The sequence below is a fragment of the Arthrobacter caoxuetaonis genome, from assembly GCF_023921125.1.
Classification (GTDB): domain Bacteria; phylum Actinomycetota; class Actinomycetes; order Actinomycetales; family Micrococcaceae; genus Arthrobacter_B; species Arthrobacter_B caoxuetaonis.
The window spans coordinates 889,583-912,041 of the sequence record NZ_CP099466.1; the positions used below are offsets into that span (position 1 = coordinate 889,583).

Consider the following 22,459-nt stretch of genomic DNA (forward strand, 5'->3'; position numbering starts at 1 on the left):
GTCGTGTGCGGGGTCAGCCGCCGGGGGCGGTCAGGTAGATCTTGCGCAGCGTCTGAGTGACATCCCACCGGGTGCGGGTGCCGGCAGTGAGCCGCATCAAGGTGTGCGGTCCCAGCTCCTGAACCGATTCCACGGACCCGCCGGGGGAGAGGAACTGGACGGTGGCACGGCCGGAGAGCACCACGAACACTTCATCGGCTTCGGTGTCATACATGCCGCCTTCGGTCATTTCCCAGACTCCGAGGTCCACCCCGCCAAAGCTGCCGAGTTCCTGGACGGCCGTGGACGGAGTTCCGGCGGCCGCCGCGGCGGCCGGAACCGGCTCGTGCACCAGGTCGAAGGTATCAGGGTGGACGGCTGCGCCGGCGGGCAGCCCGGTCACCGCGCTCATGAGTCGAATCCCATGCCGACGGCGTCCATTGCCTTGAGCCACAGCCCGCGGCGTCCCTGGCTGCGGTCCGCGCGGACCATGGCAGCTGTCGTCACCTTGACGCCCAGCCAGGCCACGGGTTCGGGCGGGAACGGAAGAGGCTTGCGTCTGACCATCTGCAGCCGGGTCCGTTCCGTCTCCTGGCCGGAGAGCAGATCCAGCATGACGTTGGCGCCGAACCGGGTGGCACCGACCCCCAAGCCCGTGAAGCCTGCCGTGTAGGCAACCTTGCCGCCGTACGCGCTGCTGAAAAAGGCAAAGAAACGGCTGCAGGTATCAATGGCCCCGCCCCACGCATGGCTGAAACCAAGGTCCTTCAGCTGCGGGAACGTGGCGGCAAAGTGCGCGGCGAGGCGTTCATAGGTCTCCTCGCGGTGTTCGTATTCCGGCTTCATCGACCTGCCGAAGTGGTAGACGGCGTCATAGCCGCCGAACAGGATGCGCTCGCGCCCGTCGCTGCCGGTGGTGAGGCGGTAATAGTGGAAGCGGTTATTCAGGTCGCTGAGACCCTGCCGGTTGTGCCAGCCCAGGCCGGCGAGCTGCTCCGGACTCAGCGGCTCGGTCATGAGGGCGTAGTCGTAGACCGGAACGGTGTGCAGCCGGGTCCGCTTGAGCAGGGACGGAAACACGTTCGTGGCCAGGGCCACCCGCTCCGCCGTGACCGTGCCGCCGTCCGTGGTGAGCCGGACGGTGCTTCCAGCGTTCTCGATGCCGCGCACCGGAGTGTGTTCGTAAATCTCGACGCCTGCATCCAGTGCCGCACGCTGCAGGCCCCAGGCCAGCCGCGCCGGGTTCAGCATGGCCGTGCTCGTACGGTCCCAGAGACCGGCGAGGTACAGCGGGGAATCCAATTCCTTGCGGACTGCTTCGCGGTCCAGGAACACCAGATCCGGGTTGTCCCCGGCTGCTTCCGCTTCTTCGGCCAGCCACTGCACCTGGTGCTGCTCGGTGGCAACCGACAGGCTGCCGGTCCATTCAAAGCCGCAGTCGATGCCGTAACGCTCCACGGCCTGGGCAATTTCGAGCAGGTTTTCCCGGCCCAGGCGGTCCAGCTCAGCTGCTTCGTCCGGCAGGTGCTTCAATCCGTTGGCTTCGCCGTGGGTCAGGGAAGACTCGCAAAAACCTCCGTTTCGCCCGGACGCAGCCCAGGCGATCCGGGAACCTTCCAGCAGGACAACCCGCCGTCCGGGGTCGCGCTCCTTGGCCATCAGGGCGGTCCACAGTCCGGTGTAACCGCCGCCCACGACGGCGAGATCGGTGCTGGTGTCTCCGGCCAGGGCCGGATGAGGCTCCGGACGGTCGGGATCATCCAGCCAGTAGGCGTCCCGGGACGCTCCGCCCAGGGCCCGGGCCACGCGGGCTTTGTCGTACTGGACCTCGGCGAGGTCGTAGGAGGTCATCATGCTGAGGGGATCCTTTGGAGAGGGGATGCGGATGCGGCGGCGGCACGGTCAAAGACAGGTGAGCCTGCAACCATCGCAAGGTCCACCCGCAGTGAGGAGAGTGCCTGGCGAGGCAGGTCGAAAGGGTTGGCGGAGTGAACGGCGAGGTCCGCCGGTGCTCCGGGTACCAGGCTGCCGCCCGGGGAACGGTTCAGCCAGGCTGAACCCGAGGTGTAGGCGGCCATTGCGGCCTGCAGGCTGATCGCCTGGTCCGGAAGCAGGGCAGGCGCATCGGGATAGTCGGGGTGCGCCCGGTTGACGGCGACATGGATGGCCTGCCACGGGTCCGGGCTGGACACCGGCCAGTCCGAGCCCATGGCCAGCCGGGCTCCCGCGGCAGCAAGTCCCGCGAAGGGGTACTGCCAGGCCGCGCGCTCGGGGCCCAGGAGCGGCACAGTCAGTTCAGTCATCTGGTCGTCGTTGCAGGCCCACAGTGCCTGCGCGTTGACGGTGACGTCCAGTGCCGCGAAGCGGGCGACGTCGTCGGGATGGATGATCTGCAGGTGCGCCATGTGGTGCCGGCCTGCGCTGCCGGGGTTTGCCGAGCGCGCAGCGGCGACGGCGTCGAGGCCGGTGCGCACGGCGCGGTCGCCGATCACGTGCATGTGCAGGTCAAACCCAGCTGCGTCGAGCGCAGCGGACACTGCGTGCAGGACCTCGGAGGAGAGGTAGAGCAGCCCGCGCTCGCCGGACGGCTCCGGTCCGGCGCAGGCACAGGGCCGCAGATAATCCTCCAGCATGGCCGCGGTGCAGTTCTCCGGCACGCCGTCCACCATGATCTTGGCGCTGCGGGTGCTGAATCCCGCGGCGTCGTTCAGCTTCCGCCGCTCGAGGAGGGACTCCACCAGAGCGGGAACCGTCTCCACCGTGGTGCTGCGCGGAATCCACAGCGCACCGCTGGCACGGGCTGTCAGCTTCCCCGCCGCTGCAAGGGACCGGTACGCCGCTGAGGCATCGGGATAGCCGCCGTAATGCCCCAGGATCGCTTCCTGCCATCCGGTGACGCCGACTGAAAACAAATGGTCCTGGGCATGGAGGATGCCGGCTTCGAGCTGGGCATCGGTGACCTCCGGCAGGACGCGGGCGAGAAGTTCCATGGCACCTTCGTGCAGGGTCCCGCTAGGGGTGCCGTCCGCATGCCGTTCGATCCTGCCGTCCGCAGGGTCCGGTGTGGAAGCCGTGATTCCGGCCAGCTCGAGTGCCCGCGAGTTTACCCATGCACTGTGGTGGTCGCGGTTGATGAGGTAGACGGGACGGTCCGGAACGACGGCGTCGAGGAGGTCTGTGCCCGGGTAGCCGCCGGGGAAGTCGCCCTTGTACCAGCCGCCGCCGGTGATCCAGCCGGCGTCGTTGCCCGGTTCGGGGGGAAGCGCCGCGTGCTCGCGGATGCGGTCAAGACAGGCCCGGGCTCCGCTGAGTTCGGCGAGGTCGCAGCCCAGGCGTTCTACCCCGGCATAGGCTGCGTGGACGTGGGCGTCAGTGAAGCCGGGGGAAACCAGGCGCCCGGCCAGATCGATGGCCTGGGTAGAGGGACCGCTCCACGCCCGGAGCTCGTCGTCGCTTCCCACGGCAGTGACGACGCCACCGGACACGGCGACGGCACTGGCGCCGGGGACCAGCCGCCTGCCGTCGAACACTGCTCCGGAATGGAAAACCCATTCTGCGTTTGGCACGGGTACCTCGTATTTCATTTGGGGTCTTTTGCGGGTTTTAGCCCAGCGCTTTTCCGGAACGCAGAAGCAAAATGAATCCCATTCATACGTCAGATTGCTTCTATAAAACGGGAGACCGTTGACTCTGTCAACGGTGTGGCCGAAGTTGCCTGAAGAGTTTACGCGCGGGAAATAGAGGGTGGCTTTCCCGTCTCGCAGGTCTGGGACGCACCGCAGCGGAGGCCCGGATCCGGGCCTCCGCTGCGGTGCGTGCGGTGTCAGCCTTCGGTGTAGCCGTCCGCTATCTCCATGACTTCGTCCAGGATGGCCAAGCCGGTCCGTGCGTCCTCGTCCGTGATGTTCAGCGGCGGAACGACATGGAAGCGGTTGAAGTTGGCGAAGGGCAGCAGGCCGCGTTCCTTGCTGGCGCCAATCAGCGCGTTCATGGCCGGGCTGGAGGCTCCATAGGGTGCCAGCGGTTCGCGGGTTTCGCGGTTCTTGACGAATTCAATGGCCCAGAAGGCACCGGTGCCGCGGACCTCGCCGACACTGGGGTGCTTCTCCGCCAGGGCCGCGAGCCCGGGGCCGAAGACGTCCGTTCCCAACCGTGCCGCATTTTCGACCATGCCCTCGTCACGCATGGCGTTGATCGTCGCCACGGCTGCGGCACAGGCCAGCGGATGGCCGGAGTAGGTGAGTCCGCCGGGGTACGGAGTGTCCGCGAAAGTCGCTGCGATCTCATCGGAAATCGCCACGCCGCCCAGCGGAACGTAGCCGGAGTTGATCCCCTTGGCGAAGGTCAGCAGGTCCGGCTCTACGCCCTCGGCATGTTCAACCGCGAACCACTTGCCGGAGCGCCCGAAGCCGGCCATCACTTCATCGGCGATGAACATGATTCCGTACTTGCGGGTGAGTTCACGGACACCGGCCAGGTAGCCCGGCGGCGGAACCATGATGCCGGCCGTGCCGGGAATGGATTCCAGGACCAGCGCGGCGAACGCGCCGGGGCCTTCGAGCAGGATGAGCTGCTCCAGGTGGTCCAGGGCGCGCTGGCATTCCTCTTCCTGGGTGGCAGCGTGGAACTGGGTGCGGTACAGGAACGGGATATGGAAGTGGACCGTACCGGATGTGCCGTAGTCGTTCGGGATACGGCGCGGGTCACCCGTGACATTCACGGCCAGGGCGGTGCCGCCGTGGTAGGAACGGTAGCCGGAAAGGACCTTGTACCGCCCGGTGTGCAGCCGCGCCATCCGGATCGCGTGCTCAATGGCGTCGGCGCCGCCGTTCGTGAAGAAGACCGTGTCCAGGTTGCCGGGGGTCAGCTCGGAAACCAGCCGGGCAGCCTCGGACCGGGCATCGTTGACGTACTGCGGTGCTATGGTGCACAGCTTGCCGGCCTGCTCCTGGATGGCGGCAACGACCTTTGGATGCTGATGGCCAATGTTGGTGTTGACCAGCTGGGAGGAGAAGTCCAGCAGCTTGCGGCCTTCCCCGTCCCAGACATAGGAACCCTCGGCGCGGGTGACCGTCATGGGCGTGATTTGCTTCTGTGCAGACCAGGAGTGGAAGACATGCTTGCGGTCCAGCTCGTAGGCCCGGCGTCCGGCGGCCAGTTCCTCTTCGGTGACTGCCGTTTCGGTAGTGGTGCTCATAGCGATGCTCCTTCGTTCCTAAGCGTTCTGCGGGAAGCCGAGGTTCAGGCCGCCGTGGCTCGGGTCCAGCCAGCGGGTGGTGACAACCTTGCCCCGGGTGAAGAAATGCACGCCTTCGGTGCCGTGGGCGTGGGAGTCGCCGAAGAGGGAGTTCTTCCAGCCGCCGAAGGAGTAGTAAGCCATGGGTACCGGGATCGGCACGTTGATGCCGACCATGCCAACCTCAACCTCGTTCTCGAAACGGCGGGCTGCGCCGCCGTCGTTGGTGAAGATTGCCGTGCCGTTGCCGTACTGGTTGGAGTTGATCAGGGCCAGGGCTTCGTCGTAGCTCTGCACGCGGACTACGGAAAGCACGGGGCCGAAGATCTCGTCGGTGTAGATGGACATGTCAGGGGTGACGTTGTCGAAGAGGGTCGGGCCCAGGAAGAAGCCTTCGCCGTCGGCGTCCGCTTCGACCTTGCGTCCGTCCAGGACCACGGTCGCTCCGGCGGCCTCGCCGGCGTCGATGTAGCCTGCCACCTTGTCGCGGTGGGCGGAGGTGACCAGCGGACCCATGTCGGTGCCGCGCAGGCCGTCACCAATGCGCAGCGTGCGGGTGCGCTCGGCAATCTTGGCGACGAGTTCATCGGCAATGGGCTCGACGGCGACCAGGGCGGAGATGGCCATGCAGCGCTCGCCGGCGGAACCGAAGCCGGCGTTGACGGCTGCGTCGGCTGCCAGGTCCAGATCGGCGTCGGGCAGCACGATCATGTGGTTCTTGGCGCCGCCGAGGGCCTGGACGCGCTTGCCGCTGGCGGTGCCTTCACGGTAGACGTACTGGGCGATCGGGGTGGAGCCCACGAAGGACACGGACTTGATGTCCGGGTGGTGCAGCAGGGTGTCAACTGCCACCTTGTCGCCGTGCACCACGTTGAAGACGCCGTCCGGGAGGCCGGCTTCCTTCCACAGCTCGGCAACCCAGTTGACCGCCGTCGGATCCTTTTCGCTGGGCTTGACGACTACGGTGTTGCCGGCGGCGATGGCTACCGGGAAGAACCACATAGGCACCATGGCCGGGAAGTTGAACGGGCTGATGATTGCCGCCGGGCCGACAGGCTGGCGGATGGAGTGCACGTCCACCTTGGTGGAGGCATTTTCCGTGTAGCCGCCCTTGAGCAGGTGCGGGATGCCGCAGGCGAATTCGACGACTTCCTGGCCGCGGCTGATCTCGCCGAGGGCGTCGTCGAGCACCTTGCCGTGCTCCGCGGTGATGATGGCGGCGAGCTCGGACTTGCGGGCGTTGAGCAGTTCGCGGAAGGAGAAGAGGATCTGCACACGGCGGGCCAGCGAGGTGTCGCGCCACAGCGGGAAGGCCGCGGTGGCAGCGGCGACGGCGTCGTTGACGGTGTCGGCGGACGCCAGGGCCACCTGGGAAGTGACCTTGCCCGTGGCCGGATTGGTGACATCGGCGAGGCGGGTGTCAATTGGTGCGGTAAATGCGCCGTTGATCCAGTGCTGCGTGGTCTGCACGAAGAGCTCCTTGCGTTCAAGCGGGGGTGTGTTGCGGGTCTGGGAACCATCCTGCCCAAACCCTTCACACGGGAACATTGCCGACCTGTCAGGAAATATCGAGAAATCTTTACGATTCGTAAACCACTGTCAGCGGCGGCCGCCTAGACTCGCGGCATGAGCCTGACTTTGGAAGCGATCCTGGAGCTCGACGTCGTCCGGGCGGGAGCGCCCGAGGTTCTCTCCGGGCACGGTGCCCTGGATGCTGCGGTGCGGTGGGTGCACGTCGCCGAACTGCGCAGCCTTGCTGACCTGTTGGAGGGCGGAGAGCTGGTGCTCACCACCGGGTTGGCGTTCGGGGATTCACCCGGCGATGCGGGGGAGTACCTTGCCGGGCTGCAGGCCGCCGGAGCCGCCGGGGTGATCGTCGAGATTCCTGCCGGCCGTCCGGCAGACGCGGCTGCGCTGGCCGCAGCCGCCGCCCTGACCACGCTTCCGGTCATCCGGCTGCACCGCACCATCCGGTTCGTGGAAGTCACCGAAGTGGTGCACCGGCGCATCGTCGCCCGGCAGCTGGAACAGGTGGAAAAGGCACGGGAGGTCCACGAGGTCTTCACCATGCTCAGCCTGCAGAGCGCCGGGGTGCAGGAGATCGTGGACCGCGCCTCGCAGCTGCTGGGTGCTCCGGTGGTGCTGGAAGACAGCTCGCACCTGGTGGTGGCCTTCGCCGCAGCCGGGCTGCCCGCCCAGGAGCTCCTCCAGGACTGGCAGCGCCGATCCCGGGCCGTGCACGGATATCCGGAGACCAGGGTCGCCGGTGACGGGCTCTGGCTGCAGACGCCGGTGGGCCTGGGCAGCACGCAGTGGGGCAGGCTGGTGCTGCCGGGAGCTCCGCGGGAGCCGGGCGCGGCCGCCGAAGCAGCCATGGTCCTGGAACGTGCCGGCCAGGCGCTGTCCATCAACCGGCTGGCGGAGCGGGATCAGGCCGGCCTGGCCCAGCAGGCGCAGGCCGGGCTGATCCATGAACTGCGCGGGTCCCGAACCCAGGACGACGGCGAGGCGCTTTCCCGTGCCTCCGCGCTGGGGCTGAAGCCGTCCCCGGCGTACCTGCCCCTGGTCCTGCACCTTGATTCGGGGTCGGGCAAGGACCCGATGTCCATGCAGCGCAAGGAGCGGGCGCTGCTGGAAATGCTGGACGCCGTGTTGGCTGCGACCCGGAACACCGCGCTCGCGGCGGCCCTGCAGACCGGCCAGGTGGCAGTCCTCCTTGCGCTGCCGGCCCGGATGCTGGAGGACAGCCTGCTCGAGCGGATCTGCGGAGACCTCGCAGCGAGGACCTCCGCGGTGCCCGGAGAACTGGTCTGGACTGCCGGCGTCGGCCGGGCGAGGTCCCGCCTGGCGGACGCCGCTGCCGGCCTGGATGAGGCAGCGCATGTGGCGCAGACGGCGGGCACCCTTGCCGCCGGCGCCAACCGCTATTTCCGTTCCACGGACGTGCGCCTGCGCGGACTCCTGGCGCTGCTGCGCGAGGATCCCCGCGCGGTCTCCTTTGCCGACGCCGAGCTGCGCGGCCTTGATGCGGAGGATCTTGCCCTCCTGCAGCGGTTCCTTGAATGCGGCGGAAACAAAACCGAGCTGGCCCGCAGCGGCTACCTCAGCCGGCCAACTCTCTATGCCCGGCTTGCCAAGCTCGAAGCGAGGCTGGGGGTGTCCCTGGACGATCCCGAGTCCCGGACATCACTGCACGTGGCAGTGCTGCTGCACCAGCTGCAGTCGCTGCCGGCCGGCGGGTAAGGCCCGCCGGCAGCGGGATGCACGCCTAGTTGAAGGTGACGACTACCTTGTCTGCCGCGCCGGGTGTCTTCGCCAGCGTCAGGGCTTCAAGGGCACGTTCGAAGGGGAGGGTGTCGCTGATGATGAGGGCGTACTTCTGCCAGTTTTCGATGATGTCGTCTGTGACCTTGAAGATTTCCGTGGGATAACCCATGGCAAAAACGATCGTGAGTTCGGTGGTGAGGATTGAACCGAAATCGAGCTCGACCGGCTTCTTGTGGACCGCAACAACTCCAAAGACGGCGCCCTGTTTTGCGACGCTGCCAACGGTCGCGGGGATGACCGGGGCTCCGGCGGCATCGAGGAAGATGTCAGTGCCCGAACGCACTCCGCGCGCCATCATGGAGGATCCGTCCCCGTGCAGCTCCACCAGGCGGGCTGCGACGTCTTCCTCGGCAGAGTTGATGATGGCGTCGGCCCCGATGTGCAGGGCCTTATCGAGCCGGGACGGGATGATGTCCACCACTACGATGTGGCTGGCACCGCGGCGGCGGTAGCCGAGGACTGCTCCCAGGCCGATCGGTCCGGCGCCGAAGATGACAACTTTGTCTCCGGCTTTGGGATCGGTGCGGTTCACAGCATGGTAAGCAACCGCCATGGGTTCGTTGAGTGCCGCCACCTCCCACGGAATCTCCTTGGGAATGACCTTGAGCTGGCGTCCGGGAACAGCATCGCGAACCACTACGTACTCCGACAGTGCACCCTGGGCACCGCCGCTGCCCAGCAGCCCGTCAGTGAACGCCATGGTGTCGATGACAACGTGGTCACCCGGGGCGAAGCCTTCAACTTCAGAGCCGACCTCGGCCACTTCGGCTGCAGGTTCGTGCCCCAGCGGTGTTGCGCCCTGGCGGGGCGGAATGCCGCCCACCTGGCTGTACATCGCATCAGAACCGCAGATCCCGCAGGCTTTTATCTTCAGCAGGACGTCGCGGGGGCCGGGAACCGGCTGGTCAACCTCTACCCATTCGTTCTGGTCCGGACCGGTGACGTAAACAGCCTTCACTCTGTACTCCTTCTGTGGGTGCTGCGCTGTTGGGCGCCTCATCCCTATTTTATTCCGGCTGCTGAGCCGCCCCCGGGCACGGGCGGCTGAAACATGCTCCGATCCGGCTCTGCTCGCCCGGCAAACCGCGACCGCCATCCTGGCGGCCATGCAGGGCTGCATCGTGCGTATCGGACTGGATCCGGGCATGGATCGTGAGGAGCTGCTGCAGGACATCGCCGCGGCTTTCCGGTGGGAGGGTCCCCCCGCCTGCCCGCAGCCAATAGCCTTTGTGCAGCGGTGCTGCACCTGAACAGAGGAGGACCCCATGGCTGCGTCCAGCCCGGTAATCAACGTCGAAGGGCTCCGGAAGTCCTTCGGGAACTTCAGCGCCCTCAACGGACTGGACCTGCAGGTCCGGCAGGGAGAGGTCCACGGCTTCCTCGGGCCGAACGGGGCCGGCAAGTCCACCACCATCCGGGTGCTCCTGGGGCTCTTGAAGGCCGATGCCGGCACGGTCAATCTGCTGGGCAGCGACCCCTGGTCCGACGTCGTCGCGCTGCACCGCCGCCTGGCCTACGTTCCCGGTGATGTTTCACTCTGGCCGGGAATCAGCGGCGGCGAGGCAATCGACCTCCTGGGTTCATTGCGCGGGGGGCTGGACGCCAAACGCCGGGCAGACCTGCTGGAGCGCTTCGAACTGGATCCCACCAAACGCGGCAGGCAGTACTCCAAGGGCAACAAGCAAAAGGTCGCGCTGGTGGCAGCACTGGCAGCCGATGTTGAACTGCTGATCCTCGACGAGCCGACCAGCGGCCTGGACCCGCTGATGGAGAACGTCTTCCAGGAAGAACTCCTCGAAGCCAAGCGGCGCGGAGCCACCGTCCTGCTGAGCAGCCACATCCTGGCCGAAGTCGAAAACCTGGCCGACCGGCTGAGCATCATCCGTGAGGGTGCCACCGTCCGGACCGGAACACTGGAGCAACTGCGCGGCACGGCCCGCACCACTGTGCATGCCACGCTGGAACGGTCCGCCGACGCGGCCTCGGTGCCGGGCCTTCACGACGTGCGCGTCGACGGAAACCACCTCGCGGCCACCGTCGCACCGGCCGACCTCGACCAAGCCATGGGCATCCTCAGCACACTGGGTCTGACGGCGCTGAGCGTAGAGCCACCCTCCCTCGAAACCCTGTTCCTGAGCCTCTATGAAGGCGAGACGGGACCTGAGGCAGCATGAGCAGCCAGCTGACAGGAACCCCGGCACTGCTGAAGGCTTCCCTCCGTTTCGACGGCCGGAGCTTCGCGCCCTGGACCGCCATCGTCACGGCGCTCTCGGCGTCTTCGGTCCTGGTCTATCCCTGGATCTTCCCCACGGAGTCCGAACGCGCGGCCTTCGCCCTCACCGTCGGCTCCAATCCGGCCCTGAGCATTATCTTCGGCCGGGCGAATGACCTCCTCACGGTCGACGGGTTCAACGCCTGGCGCAGTCTGGCGCTGGGCGGTTTCCTGGCCGGGCTTGCCGCGGTCTTCTCCCTCACTCGCTCTACCCGGGCCCAGGAGGACTCAGGGCAGGCCGAGCTCCTCGCCTCGGGCGTTATGGGCCGCGGAACCCGGCTGATGTCCGGGGTTCTCCTGGCCCTGCTCGGGACTCTGGTCCTGGGTCTTGTTTCCGGTGTGGTGACCGGGCTTTGCGGCGGATCGTGGGAAGCCTCGATGCTGCTTGGCGCCACCTTCACGGCCACCGGATGGCTGTTCACCGGTGTCGCAGCTGTAGCAGCCCAGCTCGCCTCTGAAGCGCACACCGCCAACAGCGTCGCCGTCAGCGTCCTCGGGGTCCTGTACCTGGCGCGGGGGATCCTGGAAGCGCTCGAAGCTCCAAAGTGGACCGCGTGGGTTAATCCCCTCGGCTGGATCAGCCAGACCCGCCCGGCAGATACGAATACATGGTGGCCGCTCCTCCCGGCGGTCGCACTCACCGTGGTCCTGGTTTCCTGCGCGTTTTTCTTCCAGTTCCGCCGCGACTTTGGCCAGGGCGTTATTTCCCCCAGGCCCGGTCCGGCGTACGGACGGCTGCGCGGAGCATGGGCCCTGGCCCTGCGGCTGAACCGGGCGACGGCGTTCACCTGGGCGGTCGCCTTCCTGGTCCTGGGTACGGTGTTTGGCTATCTGTCGACGTCGGTCACGGACCTGATTGGGTCCAACCCGGCGGTCCAGGCGCTGCTCGCGGCCGGCGCCGTGGGGCCCGCCGAGCTGACGAAGTCCTTCATCCGGACCATCCTGAGCCTGGTGGGCATCATCGCAGCCGTCGCCGGAGTGCAGATCATGCTTAAAGTACGCTCCGAGGATATGGCGGACAGGCTGGAGCCGCTCCTCGCCGCACCGCTGGGCAGGAGCCGGTATTACGCCGCCAACGTTGTGCCCGCGCTGGTGCTGCCGGCGCTGCTGACCCTCCTTGCCGGTGCCATGGTCGCTGCCATCGCCTCCGGGGCGGACACCGGTGTCAGCTTTGGCGATGCGTTCCTGCAGGCGGCGCTGACTGTTCCGGCGGTGTGGACAGCCGCTGCGGTCTCGGTCTTCGTTGTTGGTGTCCGGCCGAAGGTGAGCATCGCCGCGTGGATCGGTGTGGTGCTTTCCTTCGGATTGACGCTTCTGGGTCCAAGTTTCCGGCTGCCGGACTGGGCCCTGGGTATCAGCCCGTTCTGGCATGTCCCCGCGGTGGGTCCGGATTTCCCGGACCTGGGCGGGCTTGGCTGGGTCACCGCGGTCACTGCGGTGTTTGTGCTGGCCGGATTCGCCGGGTTCCGGCGCCGCGACCTGGCGCGGTAACCACTACCGCCCGGACACGAGATCCGCAGCCTTGGCGATGGGCGACGTCGTGCGGCGGCCGTTGTTCTCAGCCCGGTCCGCAGCGTAGTAGGCGGCGTACATGGTCTTCACGCCCAGCCAGCGCAGGGGCTCCGGCTCCCAGTTCCGCACCTTGCGGTTGACCCAGGGCATCGTGGTGAGTTCGCTGCCGGGCTCCAGGATCAGGTCCCGCAGGGTGCGGCCGGCCAGGTTGGTGGCCGCGACGCCGGTTCCGACGTAGCCGCCGGCCCAGCCCAGACCGGTCTTCGGGTCCAGGCCCACGGTTGCCTTCCAGTCCCGGGGAACACCCAGCACACCGGCCCAGGCATGGTCGATCCGGGCGCCGGCGGCAGCCGGGAACATGTCCCGCAGCAGTTTGGTGAGGGCGGTGATCGTTTCCGGCTGGGTCGCGCCGTCGGTGTCGAGGCGGGAACCGAACCGGTAGGGAACTCCGCGCCCGCCCAGGGCGATCCGTCCGTCAGCCGTGCGCTGGGCGTACATGTAGGCATGGGCCATGTCAGCGACAGTGTCCATGGAGTTCCAGCCAATCTCGTCCCAGACAGCGTCCGGGAGCGGTTCGGTGGCAATCATGGACGAGTTCATCGGCAGCCAGGCCCGGTGTTGCCCGCGCAAGCTGGCGGTAAACCCTTCGGTGGCCCGGAGGATGTACCTGGCCGACACCGTTCCGCGGTTGGTCACGGCGGCGCCGGGCCGGATCTCCGTCACCGTGGTGCCCTCAAGGATGGGTACGCCCAGGCGTTCGACGGCGTCAGCCAATCCGCGGACCAGCCGCGCCGGATTGATGCGCGCGCAGTGCGGATGGTGGATGCTGCCCAGCGCCCCGGCAATCCGCAGGCGTTCGGCAGTTTCGCCGGCGTCGAGCAGCCGGGTACCTGCCTCGGGCCAGGCCGCTTCCTCCGAGGCCAAGGCATGCAGCCGCCGAAGCTGGGCTTCGTTGCGGGCAACGTTCAGTTCCCCGCCCTTCACGATGGACGCGTCGATGCCCTCGGCCGCCGCGGCGCCGATCACCTCATCCACCGTGTCGTTGAGCAGTTCCTGGAACCGTCCGACGACGGCCCGGCCGTGGGATGTGACGTACTGGCCGCGTCCGCCGCTGATGGAGTTGGTCAGCCATCCGCCGTTCCGCCCGGAGGCACCAAACCCGGCAAACCGCGATTCCAGGACCACTACCGACAGGTCGGGGCGCGCCTTCTTCAGGTAGTAGGCAGTCCACAGCCCCGTGTAACCGGCACCAACAATGACGACGTCGGCGTTGGAGTCTCCCTCAAGGCCGGGACGGGGGTCCGGCAGGCCGGTCGCCGCGTACCAGAAGGAGACATTGCCGTTTACCGGGGCTGTGGAGCTGTCCATGTCAGAGGTGGTTCAGTCCTTCCGTGAGCACGGAGCGCAGGATCGATTCGATCTGGTCGAATTCCGGCTGGCCGATGGTCAGCGGCGGTGCGAGCTGGATGACGGGATCGCCCCGGTCATCGGCACGGCAGTACAGTCCGGCGTCGTACAGTGCCGTGGAAACGTAGCCGCGCAGCAGACGCTCCGACTCGGCGTCGGAGAACGTCTCCTTAGTGGCCTTGTCCTTGACCAGTTCGATGCCGTAGAAGTAGCCCTCGCCGCGCACGTCGCCGACGATCGGCAGGTCCTTCAGCTTCTCCAGCGTGGCGCGGAAGGCCGGTGCGTTCGTCTTGACGCGGTTGTTCAGGTCCTCTGCCTCGAAGATGTCCAGGTTTGCCATGGCGACGGCGGCGGAGACCGGGTGCCCGCCGAAGGTGTAGCCGTGGTAGAACGTGGTGTCGCCCTTGGTGAACGGTTCAAACAGGCGGTCCGAGGCGATCATTGCACCCAGCGGTGCGTAGCCGCTGGTGATGCCCTTGGCGCAGGTGATGATGTCCGGCACGTAGTCGAAATCGGTGGAGGCGAACATGGAGCCGACCCGGCCGAAGGCGCAGATGGTCTCGTCCGAAACCAGCAGGACGTCGTACTGGTCGCAGATTTCCCGCACGCGCTTGAAGTAGCCGGGGGGAGGCGGGAAGCAGCCGCCCGAGTTCTGCACCGGCTCCAGGAAGACGGCCGCCACGGTGTCCGGTCCTTCGAATTCAATGGCCTCGCCGATGCGGTCCGCGGCCCAGCGGCCGAAGGCCTCCGGATCCTCCAGTCCTGCGGGAGCACGGTACTGGTTGGTGTTCGGCACGCGGAAGGCGCCGGGAACGAGCGGCTCGAAGGCCGACTTCATGTCCGGGATGCCGGTGATGGAAAGGGCGCCCTGCGGGGTGCCGTGGTAGGCGACGGCACGGGAGATCACCTTGTGCTTGGTGGGCTTGCCCGTGAGTTTGAAGAACTGCTTCGCCAGTTTCCAGGCGGACTCCACGGAGTCGCCGCCGCCGGTGGTGAAGAAGACCCGGTTCAGGTCGCCGGGCGCTCCGGCCGCGAGGCGTTCGGCCAGATCGATGGCCGGGGGATGGGCGTAGGACCAGAGCGGCATGAAGCTCAGCTCGCGGGACTGGCGCGCGGCAGCCTCCGCCAGCTCTTCGCGGCCGTGGCCCACCTGGACGGTGAAGAGCCCGGCCAGGCCGTCAATGAGTTCATGGCCGCGGTCGTCATAGATGTGGTGGCCCTTGCCGCGCGTAATAATCGGAACATTTCCGCCGGAGACCGGTCCGGAATGGCGGGCCATGTGCATCCACAGATGGTCGCGTGCCGCCTGCTGGCGGTCCGTTCCCCGCGGGGTCGTGGAGGAAGAGTGAACAGTTGTTTCGGTCATCTGGTGCCCCAGTTGTAGGCCTGCTTGCGCAGGGAGAGGTACATAAAGGTTTCGGTGCTTGTAACGCCCGGGATGCTGCGGAACCTGTTGACGAGCAGCAGGAGGTCCTGGTCGTTTTCGCACACCACTTCGGCCAGCAGATCGAACGAGCCGGCAGTGACGACGCAGTAGTCAACCTTGTCGATTGCCGCTATCCGGTCTGCCACGGCCAGGACGTCGTTGTGGACCTTGATGCCCAGCATCGCCTGCCGGGGGAAGCCCAGCTGCATGGGATCCGTCACGGCCACGATCTGCATCACGCCGCTGTCCGTCAGCTTCTGGACCCGCTGCCTCACCGCAGCCTCGGACAGGCCGACGGCCTTTCCGATGGCCGCGTACGAGCGGCGGCCGTCCTCCTGAAGCTGCTCGATGATGGCTTTGGAGGTTTCGTCGACCAAATGGTGTCCTGATGCGGATTCCACGGCTATTTTCACCTCCGGGTGCGGATTGGGAAGCTTACGGCGTGTAAGTGCTAGTCATTCAATCTTTTATTTCGTTCGAAATCAAGGGCTTTTGGAACGGAAACCGTTGATGGATTGCGGATGTTTGATTGGAAACAGCGGCGTAACAAAACTTTTACAACGAAAACCTTGTCCATGCGGATTTCGCCATGGCAATATCGACCAAACAACACCCGTCCGCAGTGCAAGTAGTGCCAGCAAGGAGCCCCCTATGTCGAAGCGCCCCGTGAACGACCCGATGCTACGGAGTATCGTCAACGCCCAGCTCTCGCGGCGGAAGCTGCTCATGGGAGCCGGCGGGCTCTCCCTTGCCGGCATGCTTGCGGCCTGCGGTACCGGCGGCGGCACCAGCGGCGGGGCCTCGTCCAAGCCCAGTGCTGCCGCGGACCTCTCTGATTCCGAGAAGGTCGTGAACTGGGCGAACTGGACCCTGTACCTGGACTACGACGACTCAACGCAGAAGTACCCGTCGCTTGAGGCCTTCAGCGCCGCCACCGGGATCGAGGCGAACTACTCCGAGGACGTGGACGGCAACGACTCCTACTTCGGCAAGGTCCAGGCCCAGCTTTCCTCGGGCCAGGACATCGGCCAGGACATCGTCACACTGACCGACTGGATGGCCGCACGCCTGATCCGCCTCGGTTACACCCAGGAACTGGACCTGGCGAACATCCCCAATTCCAAGAACCTGCTCCCGAACCTGAAGAACGTGGACTTCGATCCCGGACGCAAGCACTCACTCACCTGGCAGTCCGGCTTCGGCGGAATCGTCTGGAACAAGGAAGCCTTCCCCAAGGGCCTGAAGTCCGTCTCCGATCTCTGGCAGCCCGAGCTCAAGGGCCGTGTGGAGGTCCTGGACGAAATGCTGGACACCATGGGCCTGCTCATGATGGACAACGGCGTGGACATCACCGGGGACTGGGGCGAGGACGAGTTCGAGAATGCACTGGACGTGCTCTCCAAGCAGATTGCCGACGGCCAGATCCGCCAGGTCAAGGGCAACTCCTACAAGGAAGACCTCATCTCCGGCGACGCGCTTGCCGTGATCGGCTGGTCCGGTGACATCACGCAGCTGAACTTTGAAGAGGGCGACAAGTGGGAGTTCGCCATTCCGGAGGCCGGAGGCACCCTGTGGTCCGACAACATGCTGGTTCCGATCGGTTCGCCGCACAAGGCCAACGCCGAGCGCCTCATGGACTACTACTTCGACCCGGTCAACGCGGCCACCGTCGCCGCGTACGTGAACTACATCTGCCCCGTTGAAGGTGCCCGGGAAGCCATGGAATCCATTGATCCGGAATTGGTGGAGAACCCGCTGATCTTCCCGACTGACGAATACCTGGCGAACGCGCACGTTATCCGCACGCTGACCCCCGACGAAGAGACCGATTTCAACGACCGGTTCCAGACTGCGATCGGAAACTGATAGATGAGCACCACCGAGCTTTCCCGGAACCCCGGAGCCGCGGCCGAGGGGTCCGGGGCGGACCTTGTCCTGTCCGGCATCACTAAACGCTTCACCGAATTCACTGCCGTGGACAACCTTGACCTCGTGATCCCGTCGGGGTCCTTCTTCGCCCTCCTTGGCCCGTCAGGCTGCGGGAAGACGACGACGCTGCGGATGGTCGCCGGCCTGGAACAGCCCACTGCCGGCAGCATCAGCATCGGCGGCAAGGACATCACCGGCACCAGCCCGTACCAGCGTCCCGTCAACACGGTTTTCCAGAATTACGCGCTCTTTCCGCATATGAGCGTTCTGGACAACGTGTCTTTCGGACTCAAGCGCCGGAAGGTCCGCGATGCTGAGGTGCAGGCCAAGGCAGCGCTGGAACTGGTTGAACTGGGCCATCTGGCAGCCCGCCGTCCGGCACAGCTGTCCGGCGGCCAGCAGCAGCGCGTGGCCCTGGCCCGCGCCGTCGTGAACCGTCCCGCCGTGCTGCTCCTGGATGAACCGCTGGGTGCCCTGGACATGAAGCTCCGCCGGCAGATGCAGGTGGAACTGAAGAAAATCCAGACCGAGGTGGGACTGACCTTCGTCCACGTCACGCACGACCAGGAAGAGGCCATGACCATGGCTGACACCGTGGCCGTCATGAACCACGGCAAGGTCGAGCAGATGGGCCCGCCGCAGGAACTGTACGAACTTCCGCGAACCGCTTTTGTCGCGAACTTCCTGGGCAAGTCCAACCTCATGCCCGCAACGGTCACCGGTGACGCGGGTGAGTTCCTCCGGATCAACATCGCCGGGAATGAGCTCACCATCCTGAAGGACAGGGCCGCGGACCACAGCGGCAAGATCCTGGTGGGTATCCGCCCGGAGAAACTCAGCATGGTTGGTGAGAGCGCTGCCCCCGCGGAAGGCTCGATCCGCGGCGTCGTGCTGGATGCGTCCTTCACCGGAGCGAGCACCGAATACCTGGTCGACGCCGAGGGCATCGGCACCGTGGGCGTCTTTAGCCAGAACCACGGCGGAGCACTCTTCGACGACGGGGACAAGGTCCGCCTGGCCTGGGATCCTGCCCACGCCTTTGGTCTCAGCGGCAGCGAGGACCGGGAAGCCGGAGCCGGCGAGGACGGCCTCTAATGGCGCTCCTGACGGCGGGCAAGACAGCCGGAACAGGGGTCAGCGCAGCTGAGGAGGAAGCCAGCAAACGGCGCGGACGGATCGGTTATTTCCTGATCCTGCCGGGATTCATTTTCCTGCTGCTTTTCTTTGCGATGCCGGTCATCTCGCTGCTGGCCACGTCGCTGTACATAAAGCCTGAAGGCGCCGACGTCGGACAGTTCGTTCCGGCCCTTGAGTTCGGCAACTATGTGGTTGTCCTGCAGAACTACTGGCCGGCGGTGCTGCGTTCCTTTGGCTTCGCCCTGATTGCCACAATTGCGGCACTGGTTATCGGTTATCCGATGGCTTACCTGGTGGCTGTGCGCCTCCGGGACCGCAAACTGCTCAAGGGCATCCTGCTGGTGCTCATCATCGCGCCCTTCTTCACCAGCTTCATCCTGCGCACGCAGGCCTGGAAGCAGATCCTGGCGGATGAAGGTCCGGTGGTTTCGGTCCTGCGGGCAGTGTCCCTGCTTCCCGACGACGGACGGCTCACAGCGACGGCGTTCGCTGTGGTCTGCGGCCTGACGTACAACTTCCTGCCCTTCATGACGCTGCCCATCTACGCCAACCTTGAACGGCTGGACACCCGGCTGATCGAGGCGGGCGGGGACCTGTACGCGAACGGTTTCACGACCTTCCGCAAGATCACCTTCCCGCTCTCCCTGCCGGGCGTGATGGCCGGAACGCTGCTCACATTTATCCCCGCCACGGGCGACTACGTGAACGCGGCCCTGCTGGGCAATAACCAGAACACCACCATGATCGGCCAGGTCATCGACTCCCGGTTCTTCCGGGTGGTGGACTACCCGGGCGCCTCCGCCCTGTCCTTCCTGCTGATGCTCGCCATCCTGTTCCTGGTGATCCTGTATGTCCGGCGTTTTGGCACCAAAGAACTGATGTAAGGAACCACATATGAAACAGAAAATAGGCCGCTGGTTTGTGCCGGTGTTCGGAGGACTGGCCTTCCTTTTCCTCCTGGTTCCGATCTTTTACGTCTTCGCTTTCTCGTTCAACGACGCCGGACGCACCAACCTGAGCTGGCGCGGCTTCACGCTGGACAACTGGAAAAACCCCTGCGGTGCTCCAGGCGTCTGTGAAGCCTTGGGCAACAGCCTGCAGGTTGGCCTGGCGGCCACCCTGATTTCCACCACGCTCGGCACGGCAATCGCGATCGGGCTGGTCCGGTACCGCTTCAAGTTCAACGCGACGGCGAACATGCTCATCTTCCTGCCGCTGGCTACGCCGGAGGTTGTGCTGGGCGCTTCGCTGCTCTCGCAGTTCCTGAACATCGGCGCTGAACTGGGGATGGGCACCGTCATCATTGCCCACTCCATCTTCTGCATCTCCTTCGTGGTGGTGACGGTCAAGGCACGTGTTGCGAGCCTGGACCCGAAGCTGGAGGAAGCGGCCGGGGACCTGTACGCCTCGCCGATCCAGGCATTCTGGCGGGTCACGTTCCCGCTGCTGCTGCCGGGCATCGTGGCGGCTGCACTGCTGGCCTTCGCCATGAGCTTCGATGACTTCATCATCACCAACTTCAATTCAGGCAACCTGGATACCTTCCCCAAGTTCATCTACGTTGCGGCGACCCGCGGCATCCCGGCCCAGGCCAACGTGATCGGTTCGGCAATGTTCATCGTTGCCCTGCTGGTCGTCATCGGCGGCCAGGTCCTGTCCCACCGCCGGGCCAAGATGCTCGCAGCCCGGTAGCCACGCGTCCGGTCCGGAAAACAAGGGCGCCCGCCGAACCCGGCGGGCGCCCTTTGTTTTTCCCGGTTGCCAGGCGCTCACGCCCCGCCCGGCCGGCACTTCAGGAAAGGAGTTCCCCAAGCCGCCGTGCGTTGTGAACCGCCGCGCCTTCGCCGTCGTTGTTGAAATAGGCATAGACGTCGCGGCCTCCCGCCCGCCATTCCCTGATCCTCTCCGCCCACCAGCGCAGATCAGCTTCCGAATAGGAACCGGCATACAGTGTGTGGTGGTCCGGCCCGTGGAGGCGGACGTAGACGAAATCCGCCGTGGCTTCGAGGATGCAGGGGAGCCGGGCCCCGCTCATCACGCAGTAAGCAGCGTTGTGCTTGGCCAGCAGGTCGAAAACTCCGGGCTGGTTCCATGTGTCATGCCGAAACTCGACGGCCACCCGGATCGAATCAGGCAGCGCCGAGAGAACGGCGGCCAGCCGGGCGTCGTCGCGCTCCATATCCGGCGGCAGCTGCAGGAGCAGGACGCCGGCCTTGCTGCCCAGCTCTTTCCAGCAGCGGGCGATGCGCCCGATCCAGACCTCCGGTTCCCGCAGCTTTCGGGCGTGGGTGAGGCCGCGGGGTGCCTTCACCGAGAATTCGAAGTCCTGCGGCAGCCGGTCCCGGTAACGGGCAAAAGCCTCCTCGCGCGGCCACCGGTAGAAGCTGCCGTTGAACTCCACCGTGTCGAAGTGCCCGGCGTAGTACTCAAGCCATTTTCCAGCGGGCAGGCCGGCAGGATAGAGCTGCCTCCGCCAGTGGTTATATGTCCAGCCCGAGGTCCCGATCCGTAGTCTGCTCACCGGACCCAAGGTACTCCCGACGCCCGGAAATCTCGCCGATGGCCGTACCGCGGTGTCCGTTGCGGACGCACACTTGTACTATCCCGTGTCCCCTGAGCGAAAGGATCCGCTATGGCACAGCGAGAGAGCACAGGTTCCGGCCGAGGAATCTATCTGCGCATGGTCCGGGACTTCAGCGCTGAACCGGCCGCGGTGTACCGAGCCTGGACCGATTTCGCCCATGCGACCGACTGGTGGGGTCCCGAAGGGTTCATTGTCCCGGCGGACCGGGTCAGCGTGGACGACAGGGAAGGGGGCAGCTACAAGGCCTGCATGGTCAACACCATCACGGGGGACGAACTGTGGTGGGGCGGAACCCTGGAACGGCTGGATCCGCCGGACCACCTTTCCATGACCCAGCAGTGGGAACAGCCGGATGGAACTCCGGCCAGCAACGTCACCTTGATAACCGTGGACCTGGAGCCGCACGACGCCGGCACCCACATGACGTTCCAGCAGGGGCCGTTTCCAGACACCCGGGACAGGGACGGCCATGAAACCGGATGGGAGCAGTCCTTCCACCGGCTCGCAAACTACCTCGCCCGAAGCGCATGAAATAACCCGCAGTCTTTCGCGGTTGCACAGCTAGGTCCGCTGGTTCGGCATGCACCGTGGCCGGCGACAGGACAAGACGTGCACAACGAAAGGCCAGTGTTCCATGACGTACCCGCTTTCCATCCTCGATTTCGCTTCCATTGACGAGGGCGGGACTGCCGCTGAGTCGTTCCGCGACAGCCTGGCGCTTGCCCGGCACGCCGAAGGATTGGGGTACCGGCGGATCTGGTACGCCGAGCACCACAACATGCCTACGATCGCCTCGTCGGCCACGAGCGTCCTGATCTCCTTCATCGGCGCCAACACGTCCTCCATCCGGCTGGGAGCAGGAGGCATCATGCTGCCCAACCATGCGCCCCTGACCATTGCCGAGCAGTTCGGCACCCTTGAGTCCCTGTATCCAGGCCGGATCGACCTGGGCCTCGGCCGCGCCCCCGGCAGTGACCAGAAGACCCTGCGTGCGCTGCGGCGGGATCCGATGTCCGCCGATTCCTTCCCCCGGGATGTCCAGGAACTGCAGGGCTACCTCACCGGCAACAGCCTGATCCCCGGCATCGACGCCATTCCGGGAAAGGGCACCAACGTGCCGCTGTACATCCTGGGGTCCTCGCTGTTCGGCGCCCGGCTGGCTGCCGCCCTGGGCCTGCCGTACTCCTTCGCGTCCCATTTCGCGCCGCAGGCCCTGCAGGACGCCGTCGCCCTCTACCGCAGGGAGTTCCAGCCCTCCGCCCAGCTGGCCGAGCCCTATGTCATCGCCGGCGTTAACGTCCTGGCGGCGGACACTGCGGAGGAAGCGCAGGAAATCTTCCTGCAGTCCCAGCGCCGCCGCGTGACCCAGTTGCTGGGCAAAGACCGCACGTACACGGACGAGGAAGCGGACCTGGTGCTTGAATCTCCGGCCGGCCAGCACATCAAGATGATGGGGCACTACTCCGCAGTGGGCACCACCGTGGAGGTGCGTGAGTACCTCGACTGGTTCGCCGGCCATGCCGGTGCCGACGAGCTCATCGTTGCCACACATGCCCCCACGCTCGAGCAGCGCCTGCATTCGTTCACCCTGCTGTCCCAGGCCATGCAGCCCGTCCAGGCCTAGGCGGGTGCGGCCGGGCGGGGCCGTGG

General features: G+C 65.9%; 19 protein-coding genes. 9 read left to right on the forward strand and 10 right to left on the reverse strand.

Going from position 1 to position 22,459, the window contains the following annotated elements; all coding sequences use genetic code 11:
- Positions 1 to 13 precede the first annotated feature (13 nt).
- The 5 genes from NF551_RS04050 to NF551_RS04070 all read right to left on the reverse strand — a co-directional run bounded on the left by NF551_RS04050 (position 14) and on the right by NF551_RS04070 (position 6,685).
- A complete protein-coding gene (locus tag NF551_RS04050) occupies positions 14 to 391 on the reverse strand; it encodes a cupin domain-containing protein (RefSeq protein ID WP_227895275.1) in 378 nt (125 codons plus the stop codon).
- Positions 388 to 1,830, reverse strand: coding sequence for an NAD(P)/FAD-dependent oxidoreductase (locus tag NF551_RS04055; RefSeq protein WP_227895358.1), 1,443 nt, complete (start codon positions 1,828 to 1,830; stop codon positions 388 to 390). Before NF551_RS04055 ends, NF551_RS04050 begins: the two co-directional genes overlap by 4 nt.
- Entirely contained in the window at positions 1,830 to 3,563 is a 1,734-nt protein-coding gene (locus NF551_RS04060) for an amidohydrolase (protein WP_227895274.1), read from the reverse strand. The genes NF551_RS04055 and NF551_RS04060 overlap by 1 nt, the downstream gene beginning before the upstream one ends.
- Positions 3,564 to 3,802: 239 nt before the next feature.
- A complete protein-coding gene (locus tag NF551_RS04065; protein ID WP_227895273.1) occupies positions 3,803 to 5,176 on the reverse strand; it encodes an aspartate aminotransferase family protein in 1,374 nt (457 codons plus the stop codon).
- A gap of 18 nt (positions 5,177 to 5,194) precedes the next feature.
- The gene (locus tag NF551_RS04070; protein WP_227895272.1) at positions 5,195 to 6,685 is read right to left on the reverse strand and encodes a CoA-acylating methylmalonate-semialdehyde dehydrogenase; all 1,491 of its coding nucleotides are present in this window, start codon (positions 6,683 to 6,685) and stop codon (positions 5,195 to 5,197) included.
- A 156-nt stretch (positions 6,686 to 6,841) separates the two neighbouring features.
- Between NF551_RS04070 and NF551_RS04075 the strand changes: the two genes are divergently transcribed.
- A complete protein-coding gene (locus NF551_RS04075; RefSeq protein WP_227895271.1) occupies positions 6,842 to 8,458 on the forward strand; it encodes a PucR family transcriptional regulator ligand-binding domain-containing protein in 1,617 nt (538 codons plus the stop codon).
- 25 nt (positions 8,459 to 8,483) lie between these two features.
- Here NF551_RS04075 and NF551_RS04080 read toward each other — a convergent pair whose 3' ends face one another.
- Positions 8,484 to 9,500, reverse strand: a complete 1,017-nt coding sequence (locus tag NF551_RS04080; RefSeq protein WP_227895270.1) for a zinc-dependent alcohol dehydrogenase — start codon at positions 9,498 to 9,500, stop codon at positions 8,484 to 8,486.
- A gap of 307 nt (positions 9,501 to 9,807) precedes the next feature.
- Between NF551_RS04080 and NF551_RS04085 the strand changes: the two genes are divergently transcribed.
- Positions 9,808 to 10,716 (forward strand): ABC transporter ATP-binding protein, encoded by a 909-nt coding sequence (locus NF551_RS04085; protein ID WP_227895269.1) that lies wholly within the window; start codon positions 9,808 to 9,810, stop codon positions 10,714 to 10,716.
- A complete protein-coding gene (locus NF551_RS04090; RefSeq protein WP_227895268.1) occupies positions 10,713 to 12,305 on the forward strand; it encodes an ABC transporter permease in 1,593 nt (530 codons plus the stop codon). Before NF551_RS04085 ends, NF551_RS04090 begins: the two co-directional genes overlap by 4 nt.
- A 3-nt stretch (positions 12,306 to 12,308) precedes the next feature.
- Here NF551_RS04090 and NF551_RS04095 read toward each other — a convergent pair whose 3' ends face one another.
- From NF551_RS04095 to NF551_RS04105, 3 genes are read right to left on the reverse strand one after another with little or no spacing between them, the layout of a single operon-like run.
- A complete protein-coding gene (locus NF551_RS04095) occupies positions 12,309 to 13,694 on the reverse strand; it encodes an NAD(P)/FAD-dependent oxidoreductase (RefSeq protein WP_227895267.1) in 1,386 nt (461 codons plus the stop codon).
- 1 nt (position 13,695) lies between these two features.
- A complete protein-coding gene (locus NF551_RS04100) occupies positions 13,696 to 15,099 on the reverse strand; it encodes an aspartate aminotransferase family protein (RefSeq protein WP_227895266.1) in 1,404 nt (467 codons plus the stop codon).
- Complete coding sequence (locus NF551_RS04105) at positions 15,096 to 15,560, reverse strand: Lrp/AsnC family transcriptional regulator (RefSeq protein WP_227895265.1); 465 nt, start codon at positions 15,558 to 15,560, stop codon at positions 15,096 to 15,098. Before NF551_RS04105 ends, NF551_RS04100 begins: the two co-directional genes overlap by 4 nt.
- Before the next feature lie 250 nt (positions 15,561 to 15,810).
- Here NF551_RS04105 and NF551_RS04110 point away from each other — a divergent pair, with 250 nt between their 5' ends.
- From NF551_RS04110 to NF551_RS04125, 4 genes are read left to right on the forward strand one after another with little or no spacing between them, the layout of a single operon-like run.
- Complete coding sequence (locus tag NF551_RS04110; protein WP_227895264.1) at positions 15,811 to 17,025, forward strand: ABC transporter substrate-binding protein; 1,215 nt, start codon at positions 15,811 to 15,813, stop codon at positions 17,023 to 17,025.
- Positions 17,026 to 17,028: 3 nt separating this feature from the next.
- Positions 17,029 to 18,183 (forward strand): ABC transporter ATP-binding protein, encoded by a 1,155-nt coding sequence (locus NF551_RS04115; RefSeq protein WP_227895263.1) that lies wholly within the window; start codon positions 17,029 to 17,031, stop codon positions 18,181 to 18,183.
- The gene (locus NF551_RS04120; protein ID WP_227895262.1) at positions 18,183 to 19,109 is read left to right on the forward strand and encodes an ABC transporter permease; all 927 of its coding nucleotides are present in this window, start codon (positions 18,183 to 18,185) and stop codon (positions 19,107 to 19,109) included. Before NF551_RS04115 ends, NF551_RS04120 begins: the two co-directional genes overlap by 1 nt.
- Before the next feature lie 10 nt (positions 19,110 to 19,119).
- Complete coding sequence (locus NF551_RS04125; RefSeq protein ID WP_227895261.1) at positions 19,120 to 19,917, forward strand: ABC transporter permease; 798 nt, start codon at positions 19,120 to 19,122, stop codon at positions 19,915 to 19,917.
- Positions 19,918 to 20,017: 100 nt separating this feature from the next.
- Here NF551_RS04125 and NF551_RS04130 read toward each other — a convergent pair whose 3' ends face one another.
- On the reverse strand, positions 20,018 to 20,746 hold the full coding sequence (locus NF551_RS04130) for a DUF72 domain-containing protein (protein WP_227895260.1): 729 nt from the start codon (positions 20,744 to 20,746) through the stop codon (positions 20,018 to 20,020).
- Between the two features lie 111 nt (positions 20,747 to 20,857).
- Between NF551_RS04130 and NF551_RS04135 the strand changes: the two genes are divergently transcribed.
- Positions 20,858 to 21,340, forward strand: a complete 483-nt coding sequence (locus tag NF551_RS04135; protein ID WP_227895259.1) for an SRPBCC family protein — start codon at positions 20,858 to 20,860, stop codon at positions 21,338 to 21,340.
- Positions 21,341 to 21,443: 103 nt separating this feature from the next.
- On the forward strand, positions 21,444 to 22,433 hold the full coding sequence (locus NF551_RS04140; protein WP_227895258.1) for an LLM class flavin-dependent oxidoreductase: 990 nt from the start codon (positions 21,444 to 21,446) through the stop codon (positions 22,431 to 22,433).
- Positions 22,434 to 22,459 lie beyond the last annotated feature (26 nt).